The organism is Streptococcus sp. 2342, assembly GCF_013276795.1.
In the GTDB taxonomy this organism is placed as follows: domain Bacteria; phylum Bacillota; class Bacilli; order Lactobacillales; family Streptococcaceae; genus Streptococcus.
Window position 1 is genome coordinate 217,715 of the sequence record NZ_VMLR01000003.1, and the last position, 15,408, is coordinate 233,122.

15 protein-coding genes and 1 riboswitch are annotated in these 15,408 nt (G+C 40.8%); all 15 genes read left to right on the forward strand.

All coding sequences use genetic code 11. From position 1 onward, the window contains the following. The first annotated feature begins 9 nt into the window (after positions 1 to 9). Positions 10 to 160, forward strand: a riboswitch (M-box (ykoK) riboswitch). 194 nt (positions 161 to 354) lie between these two features. The 15 genes from mgtA (at position 355) to HT689_RS03640 (ending at position 15,351) form a co-directional block, all read left to right on the forward strand. After that, the gene (gene mgtA, locus HT689_RS03570) at positions 355 to 3,015 is read left to right on the forward strand and encodes a magnesium-translocating P-type ATPase (protein ID WP_173251606.1); all 2,661 of its coding nucleotides are present in this window, start codon (positions 355 to 357) and stop codon (positions 3,013 to 3,015) included. 135 nt (positions 3,016 to 3,150) lie between these two features. After that, the gene (gene spx / locus HT689_RS03575; RefSeq protein ID WP_000591165.1) at positions 3,151 to 3,549 is read left to right on the forward strand and encodes a transcriptional regulator Spx; all 399 of its coding nucleotides are present in this window, start codon (positions 3,151 to 3,153) and stop codon (positions 3,547 to 3,549) included. 217 nt (positions 3,550 to 3,766) lie between these two features. Further along, on the forward strand, positions 3,767 to 4,336 hold the full coding sequence (locus tag HT689_RS03580) for an SP0191 family lipoprotein (RefSeq protein ID WP_173251608.1): 570 nt from the start codon (positions 3,767 to 3,769) through the stop codon (positions 4,334 to 4,336). An 86-nt stretch (positions 4,337 to 4,422) separates the two neighbouring features. Next, positions 4,423 to 4,689, forward strand: coding sequence for an IreB family regulatory phosphoprotein (locus HT689_RS03585; RefSeq protein ID WP_000507059.1), 267 nt, complete (start codon positions 4,423 to 4,425; stop codon positions 4,687 to 4,689). Between the two features lie 3 nt (positions 4,690 to 4,692). After that, positions 4,693 to 5,112 carry a Holliday junction resolvase RuvX gene (gene ruvX / locus HT689_RS03590; RefSeq protein ID WP_004239076.1) on the forward strand — a complete coding sequence of 140 codons (420 nt, stop codon included), beginning with the start codon at positions 4,693 to 4,695 and terminating at the stop codon, positions 5,110 to 5,112. A 15-nt stretch (positions 5,113 to 5,127) separates the two neighbouring features. Then, positions 5,128 to 5,433, forward strand: a complete 306-nt coding sequence (locus HT689_RS03595) for a DUF1292 domain-containing protein (RefSeq protein WP_000017620.1) — start codon at positions 5,128 to 5,130, stop codon at positions 5,431 to 5,433. Positions 5,434 to 5,839: 406 nt separating this feature from the next. After that, complete coding sequence (locus HT689_RS03600; RefSeq protein ID WP_173225136.1) at positions 5,840 to 7,090, forward strand: folylpolyglutamate synthase/dihydrofolate synthase family protein; 1,251 nt, start codon at positions 5,840 to 5,842, stop codon at positions 7,088 to 7,090. A gap of 87 nt (positions 7,091 to 7,177) precedes the next feature. Further along, complete coding sequence (locus HT689_RS03605; protein ID WP_240148101.1) at positions 7,178 to 7,660, forward strand: SP_0198 family lipoprotein; 483 nt, start codon at positions 7,178 to 7,180, stop codon at positions 7,658 to 7,660. Between the two features lie 145 nt (positions 7,661 to 7,805). Further along, positions 7,806 to 9,338: a cardiolipin synthase gene (cls, locus tag HT689_RS03610; RefSeq protein WP_173225143.1), complete on the forward strand. Its 1,533-nt coding sequence runs from the start codon at positions 7,806 to 7,808 to the stop codon at positions 9,336 to 9,338. A 254-nt stretch (positions 9,339 to 9,592) separates the two neighbouring features. Next, complete coding sequence (locus HT689_RS03615; protein ID WP_173225148.1) at positions 9,593 to 11,131, forward strand: damage-inducible protein CinA; 1,539 nt, start codon at positions 9,593 to 9,595, stop codon at positions 11,129 to 11,131. Positions 11,132 to 11,250: 119 nt separating this feature from the next. Further along, positions 11,251 to 13,458, forward strand: coding sequence for an anaerobic ribonucleoside-triphosphate reductase (gene nrdD / locus HT689_RS03620; protein WP_173225151.1), 2,208 nt, complete (start codon positions 11,251 to 11,253; stop codon positions 13,456 to 13,458). 11 nt (positions 13,459 to 13,469) lie between these two features. Beyond that, on the forward strand, positions 13,470 to 13,610 hold the full coding sequence (locus tag HT689_RS03625) for a hypothetical protein (RefSeq protein ID WP_000521632.1): 141 nt from the start codon (positions 13,470 to 13,472) through the stop codon (positions 13,608 to 13,610). Positions 13,611 to 13,647: 37 nt separating this feature from the next. Continuing rightward, positions 13,648 to 14,154 (forward strand): GNAT family N-acetyltransferase, encoded by a 507-nt coding sequence (locus tag HT689_RS03630; protein WP_173225154.1) that lies wholly within the window; start codon positions 13,648 to 13,650, stop codon positions 14,152 to 14,154. After that, positions 14,147 to 14,737 carry an anaerobic ribonucleoside-triphosphate reductase activating protein gene (nrdG, locus tag HT689_RS03635; RefSeq protein WP_173225158.1) on the forward strand — a complete coding sequence of 197 codons (591 nt, stop codon included), beginning with the start codon at positions 14,147 to 14,149 and terminating at the stop codon, positions 14,735 to 14,737. Before HT689_RS03630 ends, nrdG begins: the two co-directional genes overlap by 8 nt. After that, complete coding sequence (locus HT689_RS03640) at positions 14,734 to 15,351, forward strand: phosphoribulokinase (RefSeq protein WP_173225161.1); 618 nt, start codon at positions 14,734 to 14,736, stop codon at positions 15,349 to 15,351. Before nrdG ends, HT689_RS03640 begins: the two co-directional genes overlap by 4 nt. The last annotated feature ends 57 nt before the right edge of the window (positions 15,352 to 15,408 follow it).

The window sequence follows — 15,408 nt, forward strand, 5'->3', positions numbered from 1 at the left end:
TGAAAGACGAAAACGGTAGGTGAGGCTACCATAGGGATACGGATGACTACCGCAAAGCAGTGGAGACACTACTCGTTGGTCAACAGTCCTGGTCGCGAAGGCCAAGACTAAGCTCATTACATTGCCCTATGGAGTTAAAGCTTGAACGAAAAACAGATAATTAGTTTTTTAATCCTGCCATTTTATGGTGGGATTTTCTACTGTTTAAATCAAAGAAAGGAGATAAACGATGCAAATTGACGACCATCCGGAACCGCACATACACAGCCAATCGCTGATTTGTGTCGTTCTGCCCTTATAAAGTGATTGGTCTCTGTGTATGAAACACATCATTCATATAGATAGGAGAAACCAATGAAAACTACAAAAGAAAGATTAGCAACAGCTATTCAAGTCCCTTTAGACGAGAGTCTATCTTTTTATAAGACAAGTCTAACAGGCTTGACTGAGGAGCAGGTGGAGAAAAATCGTGACCTATATGGCGAAAATACCATCACAAAGGGTCAAGAAGACAGTATCCTCAAAAAGATTTACGAATCCATTATCAATCCTTTTACGATCATCTTACTGGTCATCGCCGTGATTTCCTTGGTGACCAATGTCTGGTTGGCAAAACCAGGTCAAGAGGATCCGACGACTTCCATTATCATCGTTGTCCTAGTCCTCATTTCTGGTGGCATTCGCTTTGTCCAAGAACTCCGCAGTGATAAGGCAGCCACCAATCTTTCAAAAATGATTGTCAACACAGCGACTGTCATTCGTCAAGGAGAAATTCAAGAAATACCTATCGATGATTTGGTAGTGGGTGACGTGGTTAAATTAAGCGCTGGTGATATGATTCCAGCAGATCTTCTTTTATTTGAGTCGCGAGATTTCTTTGTACAACAGTCTGGCTTGACAGGCGAAAGTGATTCTGTTGAAAAATTGGCCGTGACCAAGGCAACAGTTCAACAATCTGATAGTCTGCTAGAAGCAGAAGCGCTCGCCTTTATGGGAACCAATGTCTTATCTGGTAGTGCCAAGGCCATGGTTTTGGCGGTTGGTGATGATACTATGATGGGGGCCATTGAGCAGACTCTGAACACCTATGACGAGCCCACTTCGTTTGAGCGGGAGATGAACAGTATCTCTTGGCTTTTGATCCGCTTGATGTTGGTCATGGTGCCCATCGTTTTCTTGTCCAATGGTTTAACAGATGGCGACTGGTTGGAAGCTGGCGTATTTGCCTTGAGTGTTGGTGTTGGGCTTACACCTGAGATGCTTCCTATGATCATCACGGCCAGTCTAGCAAAAGGCTCCATTATCATGGCCAAGGAAAAAGTGGTTATCAAGAAACTCAATGCCATACAGGACTTAGGGGCGATTGATATCTTGTGTACAGATAAAACAGGAACTCTAACCCAAGATGAAATCGTTCTAGAATATCCCTTGGACATCCACGGACGCTTGGATTTGACCGTCTTGAGACGGGCCTATCTCAATTCCTATTTTCAAACTGGCTTGAAAAATTTAATGGACAGAGCCATCATTAAACGAACTGAAAAGGAAGCAAAAGAACACGCCCTCTTGCAAAATCTAGCTCAAACCTTTCAAAAAATAGATGAGCTTCCTTTTGATTTTGAACGTAGACGGATGAGTGTTATTGTTAAGGATGAACACGAAACGGTTAGTTTGGTAACTAAGGGAGCTCTTGAGGAAATGTTGATGATTTCCAGTCATGCGGAGTATCATGGAATGATTACTCCCTTGACAGATGCTATTAGAGAAGAAATCTTAGCAGAAGTCAGACAGCTAAATCAACAAGGTTTGCGTGTCTTGGGAGTGGCCTATAAGTCAAGTTTGAGGGAAGGTCATGCCTATACAGTTGATGACGAAGGAGATATGATTCTAACTGGTTATTTAGCCTTCCTAGATCCTCCTAAACCATCTGCAGCACCAGCAATTAAGGCACTGTTAGAACATGGAGTTCAAACAAAGATTTTGACGGGAGACAGTGAAAAAGTTACCCAAGCAGTCTGTGAAAAGGTTGGATTAGATATTAATCAGATGCTGTTGGGGTCTGAAATTGATCAGATGAGTGATCAAGAATTGGCCCAAGCCGTAGAGGAGGTAACAGTCTTTGCCAAACTTTCTCCTGATCAAAAAGCAAGGATTATTTTGCAATTTAAGGCCAATGGTCATGCTGTTGGCTATATGGGAGATGGAATCAATGATGCTCCTTCTATGAAAGTTGCAGATGTGGGGATTTCTGTTGATACAGCAGTAGATATTGCCAAAGAAACAGCTGATGTTATCCTGCTTGATAAGGATCTTATGGTTCTTGAAAAAGGACTCGTTGAGGGTCGTAAGGTCTATGCTAATATGACCAAATATATCAAAATGACAGTGAGTTCTAATTTTGGGAATATCCTATCCTTATTGGTCTCTGGGATCTTTTTACCCTTTTTACCAATGGCACCAGTCCATTTGATTATCTTAAATCTAGTCTATGATTTGTCTTGTATTGCCTTGCCTTTTGACAAGGTGGACAAAGATTTTTTGAGAAATCCGCATACTTGGGAAGCTAAGTCTATCACACGTTTCATGATTTGGATGGGACCTATCTCTTCTGCTTTTGATATTTTGACCTTCAGTTTGCTTTATTTTATCATTGTACCTATGACAACAGGTCAAACTTATGTTCATGGGGCAGAGTCTGCCGTAGGCTTTATTGTTTTGTTCCAAACAGGTTGGTTTATCGAGTCCATGTGGTCGCAGACCATGGTTATCCATATGTTGCGTTCAGCCAACATTCCTTTTTTACAAAGTCGTCCAGCTTGGCTAGTCCTTGTGACAACCTTATTGGCTGCAGCCTTTGTGACTTTCCTTCCCTACAGTCCACTAGCTAGCCTTCTTCATTTGACTCCTTTGAAACCGATTTATTTCATCTTTTTGATTTTTATCATTATTTTGTACATGATTAGCGTGACAATTGTGAAAAAAATCTATATCAAGAAATATAAAGAATGGCTGTAAATTTCATTTTGTCAAGAAAAAAGTACGAAAATGACGAAAAAAGTCAAAAAAATTTAAAAATAGGTCGCAAGTCGGATGTTTTTTATGGTATAATAGACTAAACTGATAGTAACATGTAGCGAAAGGGGTAGGTACATGATTAAAATTTATACAGTCTCAAGTTGTACTAGTTGTAAAAAAGCAAAAACCTGGCTCAATGCCCACCAGTTAAGTTATAAAGAACAAAATCTTGGTAAAGAAGGAATTACGAGAGAAGAATTACTGGATATTCTAACCAAAACAGATAACGGAATAGCCAGCATCGTTTCATCTAAAAATCGCTATGCCAAAGCCCTTGGAGTGGATATTGAAGATTTGAGTGTCAACGAAGTTCTCAATCTTATTATGGAAACACCGAGAATTTTAAAGAGCCCAATCCTTGTAGATGAAAAACGCCTGCAAGTTGGCTATAAGGAAGACGATATTCGTGCCTTCCTACCACGCTCTGTCCGTAATGTAGAAAATGCAGAAGCACGTTTGCGTGCAGCTCTATAAACATCAAGGCTGGGGGCAACTCCCAGTCTTATTCTATTTTATACTCTTCAAAAATCAAATTCAAACCGCGTCAACATCGCCTTGCCGTATGCATGTTCCTGACTTCGTCAGTTTTATCTGCAACCTCAAAGCTGTGCTTTGAGCAGCCTGCGGCTAGTTTTCTAGTTTGCTCTTTGATTTTCATTGAGTATTAATCTCAAAAAGAAAGAAGAAAGAAATGAAAAAAATAGTTCTTGTTAGTCTAGCTTTCCTTTTTGTCCTGGTTGGTTGCGGACAGAAAAAAGAAACTGGGACAGTTACAAAAACAGAAAAGGATACGCTTCAGTCGGCATTACCAGTTATTGAAAATGCTGAGAAGAATACAGTTGTAACCAAGACTTTGGTCTTGCCCAAGTCAGATGATGGTAGCCAGCAAACCCAAACCATTACATACAAGGATAAGACTTTTTTGAGCTTAACGATTCAACAAAAACGTCCAGTCTCAGATGAGTTGAAGACCTATATTGACCAACATGGAGTGGAAGAAACCCAAAAAGCTCTTCTCGAGGCAGAGGAGAAGGATGAGGCCATCATAGAAGCTCGTAAATTAGCAGGATTTAAGCTTGAAACCAAACTATTGAATGAAACAGAACTTCAAACAACGACTAGTTTTGATTTTCAAGTTCTGGATGTCAAGAAGGCTTCTCAGTTAGAATATTTGAAGAACATTGGTTTAGAGAATCTCTTGAAGAATGAACCAAGCAAATATATTTCAGACAGATTGGCAAATGGTGCGACAGAACAGTAGAAAATCCAAATAAATAAACTGCCTGATTTGTAGAACGTAAGGAATTATGCTATAATGGTACTATTCTAAGGAAAGAGGGTGTTAGAATGGGATTTACTGAAGAAACAGTACGTTTTAAATTGGACGATTCCAATAAAAAAGAAATTAGCGAAACTTTGACTGATGTCTATGCTTCGTTGAACGATAAGGGCTACAACCCAATTAACCAAATCGTTGGTTACGTATTGAGTGGAGACCCTGCCTACGTTCCTCGTTATAATAATGCACGAAATCAAATCCGTAAATATGAGCGAGATGAAATCGTTGAGGAATTGGTCCGCTACTACCTTAAAGGACAAGGAGTCGATCTGTAACCTATGAGAATTATGGGATTGGACGTCGGTTCAAAAACGGTAGGGGTGGCCATTAGCGATCCGCTTGGTTTTACAGCTCAAGGGCTTGAAATCATCCAAATCAATGAGGAGCAAGGTCAATTTGGTTTTGACCGCGTTAAGGAGTTGGTTGATACTTACAAGGTGGAACGATTTGTAGTGGGCTTGCCTAAAAACATGAACAATACAAGTGGACCGCGCGTGGAAGCTAGTCAAGCCTACGGAGCGAAGCTAGAAGAACTTTTTGGTTTACCAGTAGACTATCAGGATGAACGCTTGACAACAGTTGCCGCAGAGCGTATGTTGATTGAACAAGCAGATATCAGTCGCAATAAGCGCAAGAAAGTCATTGATAAGTTAGCAGCTCAGCTGATTTTACAAAATTATTTAGATAGAAAATTTTAATATAAAGGAGAGGCTATGTCACACGATCATAACCACGACCACGAAGAACGTGAACTAATCACACTAGTAGATGAGCAAGGAAATGAAACCTTGTTTGAAATCCTTTTGACCATTGACGGAAAAGAAGAATTTGGTAAAAACTATGTTCTTCTAGTACCAGTTAACGCAGAAGAAGACGAAGACGGACAAGTTGAAATCCAAGCTTACTCATTCATCGAAAACGAAGATGGAACAGAAGGCGAATTGCAACCAATCCCAGAAGACTCAGAAGACGAATGGAACATGATTGAAGAAGTTTTCAATAGTTTTATGGAGGAGTAAAAATGTTCAGTGAACATTTTTACCCTTACGCTAAAAATAAAGACCGTAAGTAAGTCTGGGAGACTGTATCAGCCCAACTCCTAGAAATTAGAAGAGTTGGAACGTCCGGGGGACGTGTTTAGCCCTGCGCTAGAAAATAGAAACGCAGGCATATCCAGTGAACATTTTTACCCCAGTTCCTTTAAATAAGAGAGAACTGGTAAGTCTGGGAGACTGTATCAGCCCAACTCCCAGAAATTGGGAAGAGTTGGAATGTCCTGTGGATGTTTTTAGCCCACGTTAACATTTATAGTAGCTAGTTATTAGCTAACCAGGTAAGAGGTCGGGACGAAAATCCTGGCCTTGTTTTTATTAGTAACCATACTTTAATGCGATAATTGATTGGACTTTTGTCAAGGAGATGTGTATGTTTGAAGTAGAAGAGTGGCTTCATAGTCGGATTGGTTTGAATTTTAGGTCAGGTTTAGGCCGAATGCAGCAAGCGGTGGATTTGTTAGGAAATCCTGAGAAGTCTTACCCTATTATCCACGTAACAGGGACTAATGGGAAAGGATCTACCATTGCTTTTATGAGGGAGTTATTTATGGGACATGGCAAAAAAGTTGCGACCTTTACCTCCCCTCATATCGTCTCTATTAATGATCGAATCTGCATTAATGGGCAACCTATAGCAGACACAGACTTCATCCGTTTGGCTGAGCAGGTCAAGGAGATGGAAAAAACGCTTCTGCAAACCCATGACCAGTTGTCCTTTTTTGAATTGCTGACCTTGATTGCTTTTCTCTATTTTAGGGAGCAAGAGGTGGATTTGCTTTTACTAGAAGTGGGAATTGGTGGCTTACTTGACACGACTAATGTGGTAACTGGAGAGCTTGCTGTCATCACCTCCATCGGGTTCGATCATCAAGAAACCTTGGGTGATAGTCTAGAAGCAATTGCAGAGCAGAAAGCTGGTATTTTCAAGGCTGGTAAAAAAGCTGTGATTGCTAAGCTGGCTCCAGAAGCTAGGCTTGTCTGTCAGAAAAAAGCCGAATCTTTAGCTGTTGCCCTTTATCAGGCGAGTCAGGATTTTTCAATGCTGAATAGTGATTTTTCAAGTTCTTTGGGAACTTTTTCGCAGTTGAAAATAGGATTGGAAGGAGCTTATCAGCAGGAAAATGCGGCCTTGGCGTTGCAAACTTTTCTTATCTTTATGAGGGAAGGAAAGGAATCTATTGATGAGCAGGTTGTAAGACAGGCTTTGGAGAAGACCCATTGGGCTGGGCGTTTGGAGCGTATTCGTCCTCAGATTTACTTGGATGGTGCTCATAACCTCCCTGCCTTGACTCGCTTGGTTGAGTTTATCAAAGAAAAAGAGCAAGGAGGTTATCGTCCTCAAATCCTCTTTGGGGCCTTGAAACGCAAGAATTATCAAGGGATGTTGGGTTATCTGACTCAAAAATTGCCTCAGGTGGCACTCAAGGTGACTGGTTTTGACTATCAAGGTTCTCTGGATGAGACAGATGTAACAGGTTACCATGTCATTCCTTCTTACAGAGAATTTATCAGCAGTTTTGAAGAAAGAGCAGATGCTCAGGACTTGTTATTCATTACAGGGTCTCTCTATTTTATCTCAGAAGTACGGAGCCACCTACTGGGGCATGAGCAGATAAATTGACCTCTTCTTTTGTCTTTGTTATACTAGATGAATTGCTGGCTAAGGAAAATCTATTTTTCTAGCATGGCAAGAGAAAGGACATTTATTATGACATTCAAAACAGCAGCACTTTCTATTGTTTCTTTAGCGAGTGTATCTTTGCTAGTTGCTTGTTCCCAAAGAACACAACCAGTTCAACAGCCTGTGGCTCAGCAGCAGGTCCAACAACCTGCTCAACAACCTGCTCAACAACCTGCTCAACAGAATACCAATACTGCAAATGCAGGAAGTAATCAAAATCAAGCGGCTCCAGTACAGAACCAACCTGTTGCTCAACCGACTGATATTGATGGGACTTATACAGGCCAAGATGACGGAGACCGTATCACTTTAGTGGTCACTGGAACGACTGGTACATGGACTGAGCTCGAATCTGACGGGGATCAGAAAGTCAAACAGGTCACATTTGATGCAGCAAATCAACGCATGATTATTGGCGATGATGTCAAAATTTACACTGTAAACGGTAATCAAATCGTCGTAGACGATATGGATAGAGACCCATCGGACCAAATCGTTTTAACTAAATAAGACTATGCAAGTAGGAAGGGCTGGATTTTTCAGCCTTTTTACTTTTGCTTAGAAAATAATCATAAATACTTGCCTTCTACCGAATACCTGAGTTATACTAGTATCAATTACCTGTTTTTAGTGTTCAAAATATCAAGGAGGGGATATGAAATATAGAAAATTTCAATTATTGATGTCCAAGTATGGCTTTAGTCTTTCGATTATGCTACTTGAACTTTGTCTGGTTTTTGGTCTCTTTCTTTATTTAGGGCGCATGGCCCCCATTTTATGGATTACTGTCCTCATTCTACTGAGTATCATCACAATCATTTCGATAGTCAACCGTAATACGACTCCTGAGAATAAGGTAACCTGGTTATTAGTAGCCTTTGTGCCAGTATTTGGCCCCTTGCTCTATCTGATGTTTGGTGAAAGGCGATTGTCCAAAAAAGAAATCAAACAACTGAAGAAGCTAGGCTCCATGCATTTCCAAGAAGCAAATAGCCAGTTACTAAAAGAGGAATTAAAAGAAAGTGATAAGGCGGCATATGGCGTCATCAAGTCCTTATTGAGTATGGATACCAATGCCGATATCTATGATCAAACTGCCTCTACATTTTTTCCTAACGGAGAAGCTATGTGGAAAAAGATGGTAGAAGATCTCAAAAAGGCTGAGAAATTTATCTTCTTGGAATATTACATTATAGAAGAAGGTTTGATGTGGAATCGTATTCTAGAAATCTTGGAGCAAAAGGTCGCTCAAGGCATTGAAGTTAAACTGCTCTATGATGATATTGGCTGTATGGCTACTTTAACAGGAGATTATGCACATCGACTTCGTCAGCTGGGCATCGAGGCCCATAAATTCAATAAAGTTATTCCTCGTTTGACAGTGGCCTATAATAACAGAGATCATAGAAAAATATTGATTGTTGATGGTCAGATAGCCTATACTGGTGGGGTCAATCTGGCAGATGAGTACATTAACCACGTCGAGAGATTTGGTTATTGGAAGGATAGTGGAATTCGCTTGGACGGACTAGCAGTAAAAGCCCTGACACGCTTATTTTTGACCACTTGGTACATCAATCGAGGAGAGATTAGTGATTTTGATCAATATCATTTAGAAAATCATTCTATTCCAAGTGACGGATTAACCATTCCATACGGAAGTGGACCCAAGCCAATTTTTCGAACGCAGGTAGGGAAAAAGGTTTATCAGAGTTTGATCAATCAAGCAACTGAATCGGTTTATATTACTACACCTTATTTGATCATAGATTATGATTTAACGGAGACAATCAAAAATGCTGCTATGAGAGGGGTCGATGTTCGGATTGTCACCCCTTACATACCAGATAAGAAGTTCATTCAGTTAGTCACAAGAGGGGCTTATCCAGACCTTCTTTCTGCTGGAGTTCGGATTTATGAGTATAGTCCAGGTTTTATTCATAGTAAGCAGATGTTGGTAGACGAAGATTTTGCGGTGGTGGGGACAATCAATCTCGACTACCGAAGCTTGGTGCACCATTATGAAAATGCAGTCTTACTCTATAAAACTCCTTCTATAATGGAAATAGCCCGAGATTTTCAAAATATATTTGCAGATTCTCAGGAAGTCTATCCTCATTCTATCAAAACGAGCTGGTATCAAAAGCTTGTAAAAGAAATCGCCCAGTTATTCGCCCCAATCTTATAAGAAATCTAGGACTTAGGAAATGACCGAGTCCTCTTTTTCTTGCTTTTTACGAATAAGAAGATGTAGGAGGAACGATGCTGACTCAGAAAGAAATAAACTATATCCTGACATTCAAACAGACACATTTACACCGCTTTCGGGAAATTGAAACCTTTGTGAAACTATGCAAAAAATCACTCAAACAGCCATCGCAAGCTGACAATCCTAGGACTTTTTGATATACTAAGACAGATAAATTGAATAGGAGAAACGATATGAGTGTGTATGGTAGAGTAAAAGAAGTTCATCAGGAGAATCATGAACCTCTAGAATACCAAATCGAACAAGAATCGCATCATCGTGAATCAAGTCGTCTTCCTTTGGTGAAAATTTTACTATGGAGTACGCTTGTAACGGGGATAACTCTAGGAGTACCGCTATTACTCGATTTAATGAGTGCACAAGAAGTGCAGGATTTTTATGCAGGTTGGGCGCTTCATCAGGCAGGGAAGATTTACAGCGATTATTATGGAAGTCAAGGTTTGCTTTATTATTTGCTGACTTACGTGACTCAGGGCGGATTTTTCTTTGCCATCTTTGAGTGGTTAGCCTTGGTAGCAGGAGGATTTTTCCTCTTTAGATCAGCGGATACCTTGACAGAGCAAGGAGAGCAAGCTGGACAAGTGGTGACTATTTTTTACATGCTGGTTACAGGTCTTGCTTTTGGTGGAGGCTATGCGACTCTTTTAGCGCTTCCTTTCTTATTCGCGGCCTTTAGTTTAGTTGCTGCTTACCTAAGCAAGCCAAGCCATGATAAGGGATTTGTACGGATTGGGCTGGCTTTGGCAGGCGGATTTTTCTTTGCTCCCTTGTCATCGCTCTTGTTTATTGCTGTAGTGAGTTTAGGCTTGTTGGTCTTTAACCTTGGGCATAGACGCTTTGCACATGGGTTTTATCAGTTTCTTGCAGTGGCTTTAGGTTTTTCACTTGTCTTTTATCCAACTGCCTACTATAGTGTTGCAACAGGAAGTTTTGGGGATGCCATTAGTGGTATTCGCTATCCCATTGACAGTATTCGCTTTGATTTTACTTCTAAAATTTTAGAGAATATGGCTTTTTATGGCTTGTTGTCCCTTGGTTTGGGATTTGTGGTTTGTATCTTTTTAGGTCTCTTTCAATCTAAACCCTCTAAACTATATGTCATCTCAGTGCCTGCAAGTCTTGTGACAATTTTAGGTTTGATTTTACTTTTCTTTTCACAAGAGCCTCTGCACGCTTCTTATTTGATGGTCGTCTTCCCTGTTTTCTTACTTTTATTGGTAACCAATATTAAGAGTCAACAGAGGGGGCGTAGTGTTAGACGAAGACGAAGAGAAACGCCAGTTAGTCTATGGAGTCGTTTTTTCAAAGGAAATCTATATCTGCCAGTTTTAGGGCTTGTCTATCTTTTGTCTGTTCCTTTTTTGATGAAGTTTGTCCTTTATCCGGTACCTTATCAAGAACGTAATCATCTTGCTGATTTGGTGAAAGAGGAGACAAGTACGGAAGATGCTATCTATGCATGGGATGATACTGCGACTCTTTATCGTAAGAGTGAGCGCTTGTCGCCATCGGCGATTTTGTCTCCGATGCACTATACAGCAACTGAGGAAAATCGGAATAAGTTACTTAATGACTTGAAAGAAAAACAACCTAAGGTGATTGTGGTGAATGATAAGGTGCCAGTGTGGTCTGAAGTGGAAACACTCTTAAAAGAAAATTACCAACAAGTAAAGACTGATTACTCAGAGTTTAAAGTCTATAAAATCAAATAACAAAATCAATATCTTGTGTATTTTTAAAAATTTTAGGATTTTTAACACAAGATATTGATTTTTCTTTTTAGAGTGGTATAATACTTTTTAGAAAGAATATTTTAGAAAAGAGCATGCATATGATTGCACTAGAAGAAAAAATTACAATTTTGCCAACTCTCTTCGTCGAGAAACGAGATGGGAGACGTGTTGTATTTGATGTGGATAAGATTGACAAAGCTCTCCACAAGGCGGCAGACAAGGTTATGGATGTGACACCCTTAGTCGAAAAGCGCCTCAATGCTCTGACAGAGCATATTGTCACAGAAATTCATAGTCGCTTTCCAAAGGGGGTTAAGATTTACGAAATTCAAAATATCGTAGAACATGAACTGCTTGAAGCCAAAGAATATGCGCTGGCTGAGGAGTATATTACTTATCGGACACAGAGGGATTTTGATCGTTCAAAAGCGACAGATATTAACTTTAGTATTCATAAGCTTCTTAATAAAGATCAGGCAGTTGTCAATGAAAATGCCAATAAAGATAGCGATGTCTTTAATACCCAGCGTGATTTGACAGCAGGCATTGTTGGGAAATCAATCGGACTGCAAATGCTTCCTAAGCACGTAGCCAATGCCCACCAAAAAGGGGATATCCACTATCATGATTTGGACTACAGCCCCTATACACCTATGACCAACTGCTGTTTGATTGATTTTAAAGGTATGTTGGAAAATGGTTTTAAGATTGGAAATGCAGAGGTAGAAAGTCCCAAGTCTATCCAGACTGCGACAGCTCAGATTTCCCAAATTATCGCCAACGTTGCTTCTAGCCAGTACGGTGGCTGTTCAGCTGACCGTATCGATGAAGTTTTGGCGCCTTATGCAGAGAAGAACTATCAAAAACATCTCAAAGATGCAGAAGAATGGGTCTTGCCTGAAAAACGGGAAGATTATGCTTGGAAGAAAACGCAAAAAGACATTTATGATGCCATGCAATCCCTTGAGTATGAAATCAATACTCTCTTCACTTCAAATGGCCAAACACCTTTTACTTCGCTAGGTTTTGGTCTAGGAACCAGTCGTTTTGAGCGTGAAATTCAAAAAGCTATCTTGAACATCCGAATCAAGGGACTTGGTTCAGAACACCGCACAGCTATCTTCCCTAAACTTATCTTCACGCTTAAAAGAGGACTCAACTTAGAAGAAGGAACTCCCAACTACGACATCAAGCAGTTGGCCCTAGAGTGTGCAACCAAACGGATGTATCCAGACGTTTTATCTTACGATAAGATTGTTGACTTGACAGGTTCTTTTAAGGTGCCTATGGGTTGCCGTTCGTTTCTTCAAGGGTGGAAGGATGAAAATGGTGTCGAGGTCAATTCAGGTCGGATGAATCTAGGTGTTGTGACGGTCAACCTTCCTCGTATTGCCCTCGAATCTGAGGGCGACATGAATAAGTTCTGGGAAATCTTCAACGAGCGTATGAATATCGCTGAAGATGCTCTGGTTTACCGTGTCGAACGCACTAAAGAGGCGACACCAGCGAATGCTCCTATCCTTTATCAGTACGGTGCTTTTGGCCATCGTCTAGGTAAAGAAGAAAATGTTGACCAGCTCTTTAAGAATCGTCGGGCAACAGTTTCGCTGGGCTATATCGGTTTGTATGAAGTAGCGACTGTTTTCTTTGGTAACAGCTGGGAAAGCAATCCAGATGCTAAGGAATTCACGCTAGACATCATTCGTGATATGAAACGCCGTGTAGAAGAGTGGTCTGACCAATATGGCTATCATTTCTCTATCTACTCAACCCCATCTGAAAGTCTGACAGACCGTTTCTGTAGACTAGATACAGAGAAGTTCGGTTCTATTCCTGATATCACAGACAAGGAATACTACACTAACTCTTTCCACTACGATGTTCGTAAAAATCCAACACCGTTTGAAAAATTAGACTTTGAGAAAGTCTATCCAGAAGCAGGTGCGTCAGGTGGTTTCATCCATTATTGTGAGTATCCAGTCCTTCAGCAAAATCCTAAAGCCTTGGAAGCTGTCTGGGATTATGCTTATGACCGTGTGGGCTATCTTGGGACCAATACTCCAATAGACCGTTGCTACAAGTGTGACTTTGAAGGGGATTTTGAACCAACTGAGAGAGGATTTGCTTGTCCAAACTGTGGGAATAGCGATCCTAAAACAGTAGATGTGGTGAAACGAACTTGTGGCTATCTTGGCAATCCTCAAGCGAGACCGATGGTCAACGGCCGTCACAAAGAAATTGCTGCGCGTGTCAAACATATGAATGGCTCAACGATTAAAATAGCTGGTCATCAAGTAACAAATTAGAAAGAACTGAAATGGGAAAATATCAATTAGATGATAAGGGGCGTGCACAAGTGACCCGTTATCATGAAAAGCATTCGAAAGGTGGAGTGAGCAAAAAAGAACGCTTGCTCAACCTCAGAGAACAATTTTTAAATAAGAATAAGAAAAAGTGAGGGATTTCTCTCGCTTTTCTCTTAGTGGGAGGTGAAAATGGAACTGCGCAGACCAAGATTAGCAGATAAAGCAACAGTTTTAGACATGATGGCAGAGTTTGAGCAGACCCAATCAGCCCATGATGGTGGTTTCTGGAATACAGAGAACTTTGTGTATAAAGAGTGGTTGGAAACAAATATGCAAAAAGAGATGGGAATAAACTTGCCTGAAAATCGTGTTCCTTCTATTCAATTTGTATCATTTGATGATGTAGGTTGTGCTCTAGGATTTTTGAATCTGCGATTGAGACTGAATGAGGGTTTACTGAATTATGCTGGTCATATTGGCTACTCCATTCGTCCGTCAGAAAGAGGCAAAGGTTATGCGAAAGAAACTCTCCGTCAGGGCTTGCAAGTTGCTAAAGAAAAGAACATCAAGAAGGCTCTGGTGACCTGTAGCGTGAATAATCCTGCTAGTAGAGCAGTCATTCTAGCAAATGGAGGTCTCATTGAGGATGTTCGTGATGGAGTCGAGCGTTATTGGATAGAGGTAGCGAATGAATAATCCAAAACCACAAGAATGGAAAAGTGAGGAGCTCAGCAAAGGACGTATCATCGACTACAAGGCCTTTAACTTTGTGGATGGAGAAGGTGTGCGGAACTCCCTCTATGTATCAGGCTGCATGTTTCACTGCGAGGGATGTTATAATGTTGCGACTTGGTCTTTTAATGCTGGCATTCCCTATACAGCAGAATTAGAAGAACAAATCATGGAAGATCTCGCTCAACCTTATGTTCAAGGCTTGACCTTGCTGGGAGGAGAGCCTTTTCTCAATACTGGTATTCTCTTGCCACTCGTTAAGCGCATTCGGAGGGAATTGCCAGACAAGGACATCTGGTCCTGGACGGGCTACACTTGGGAAGAAATGATGCTGGAGACTCCAGACAAACTGGAACTCTTGTCCATGATTGATATTCTTGTCGATGGGCGATATGATCGAACTAAGAGAAATCTTATGCTCCAGTTTCGAGGTTCGTCCAATCAACGAATTATAGATGTGCAAAAATCGCTCCAAAGTGGGCAAGTAGTGATTTGGGACAAGCTTAATGACGGAAAAGAAAGCTATGAACAGGTGAAGAGAGAATGAAGAAAAAAGACTTAGTAGACCAACTAGTCTCAGAGATCGAGACGGGGAAAGTCAGGACACTGGGAATATACGGTCATGGGGCTTCGGGTAAATCAACTTTTGCACAGGAATTGTACCAAGCTTTAGATTCTACTACAGTAAATTTGCTAGAAACAGATCCCTATATCACCTCAGAACGCCATCTGGTAGTACCCAAGGACGAGCCAAATCAAAAGGTGACAGCCTGTCTGCCGGTGGCACATGAATTGGCAAGTTTGCGGAGAGATATCTTAGCCTTGCAGGCAGGTATGGATATCTTAACAATTGAAGAACCTTGGAAAGCTAGTGAGGTCTTGTCTGGAGCAAAACCGATTTTGATTGTCGAAGGGATGTCTGTAGGCTTTTTACCCAAGGAACTCTTTGACAAAACCATCTGTTTCTACACGGATGAGGAGACCGAATTAAAGCGACGCCTTGCTAGAGATACGACTGTGAGAAATCGCGATGCCTCCTTTATATTGGCTAGCCACCAGATGAGACGGGAGCAGTATCTGCGATACTATAAAGAAACTGAGTCAAGGGCGGACATTCTAGTGGACCAATCAGAAGGTAAATTTGAGGTCAAGAGGACTTAACTTATATAGAAGAAAATCCCTAATTTTAAAAAGAAAAAATAGGAAAACAGTTTCATC

What these genes read in the sequence shown, in the direction of transcription:
- spx (WP_000591165.1), top strand. Translation starts at nt 3,151, where the DNA reads ATGATTAAAATTTATACAGTCTCAAGTTGTACTAGTTGTAAAAAAGCA.
- HT689_RS03605 (WP_240148101.1), top strand. Translation starts at nt 7,178, where the DNA reads ATGACATTCAAAACAGCAGCACTTTCTATTGTTTCTTTAGCGAGTGTA.
- mgtA (WP_173251606.1), top strand. Translation starts at nt 355, where the DNA reads ATGAAAACTACAAAAGAAAGATTAGCAACAGCTATTCAAGTCCCTTTA.
- ruvX (WP_004239076.1), top strand. Translation starts at nt 4,693, where the DNA reads ATGAGAATTATGGGATTGGACGTCGGTTCAAAAACGGTAGGGGTGGCC.
- nrdD (WP_173225151.1), top strand. Translation starts at nt 11,251, where the DNA reads ATGATTGCACTAGAAGAAAAAATTACAATTTTGCCAACTCTCTTCGTC.
- HT689_RS03600 (WP_173225136.1), top strand. Translation starts at nt 5,840, where the DNA reads ATGTTTGAAGTAGAAGAGTGGCTTCATAGTCGGATTGGTTTGAATTTT.
- HT689_RS03625 (WP_000521632.1), top strand. Translation starts at nt 13,470, where the DNA reads ATGGGAAAATATCAATTAGATGATAAGGGGCGTGCACAAGTGACCCGT.
- HT689_RS03580 (WP_173251608.1), top strand. Translation starts at nt 3,767, where the DNA reads ATGAAAAAAATAGTTCTTGTTAGTCTAGCTTTCCTTTTTGTCCTGGTT.
- HT689_RS03595 (WP_000017620.1), top strand. Translation starts at nt 5,128, where the DNA reads ATGTCACACGATCATAACCACGACCACGAAGAACGTGAACTAATCACA.
- HT689_RS03615 (WP_173225148.1), top strand. Translation starts at nt 9,593, where the DNA reads ATGAGTGTGTATGGTAGAGTAAAAGAAGTTCATCAGGAGAATCATGAA.
- HT689_RS03640 (WP_173225161.1), top strand. Translation starts at nt 14,734, where the DNA reads ATGAAGAAAAAAGACTTAGTAGACCAACTAGTCTCAGAGATCGAGACG.
- cls (WP_173225143.1), top strand. Translation starts at nt 7,806, where the DNA reads ATGAAATATAGAAAATTTCAATTATTGATGTCCAAGTATGGCTTTAGT.
- nrdG (WP_173225158.1), top strand. Translation starts at nt 14,147, where the DNA reads ATGAATAATCCAAAACCACAAGAATGGAAAAGTGAGGAGCTCAGCAAA.
- HT689_RS03630 (WP_173225154.1), top strand. Translation starts at nt 13,648, where the DNA reads ATGGAACTGCGCAGACCAAGATTAGCAGATAAAGCAACAGTTTTAGAC.
- HT689_RS03585 (WP_000507059.1), top strand. Translation starts at nt 4,423, where the DNA reads ATGGGATTTACTGAAGAAACAGTACGTTTTAAATTGGACGATTCCAAT.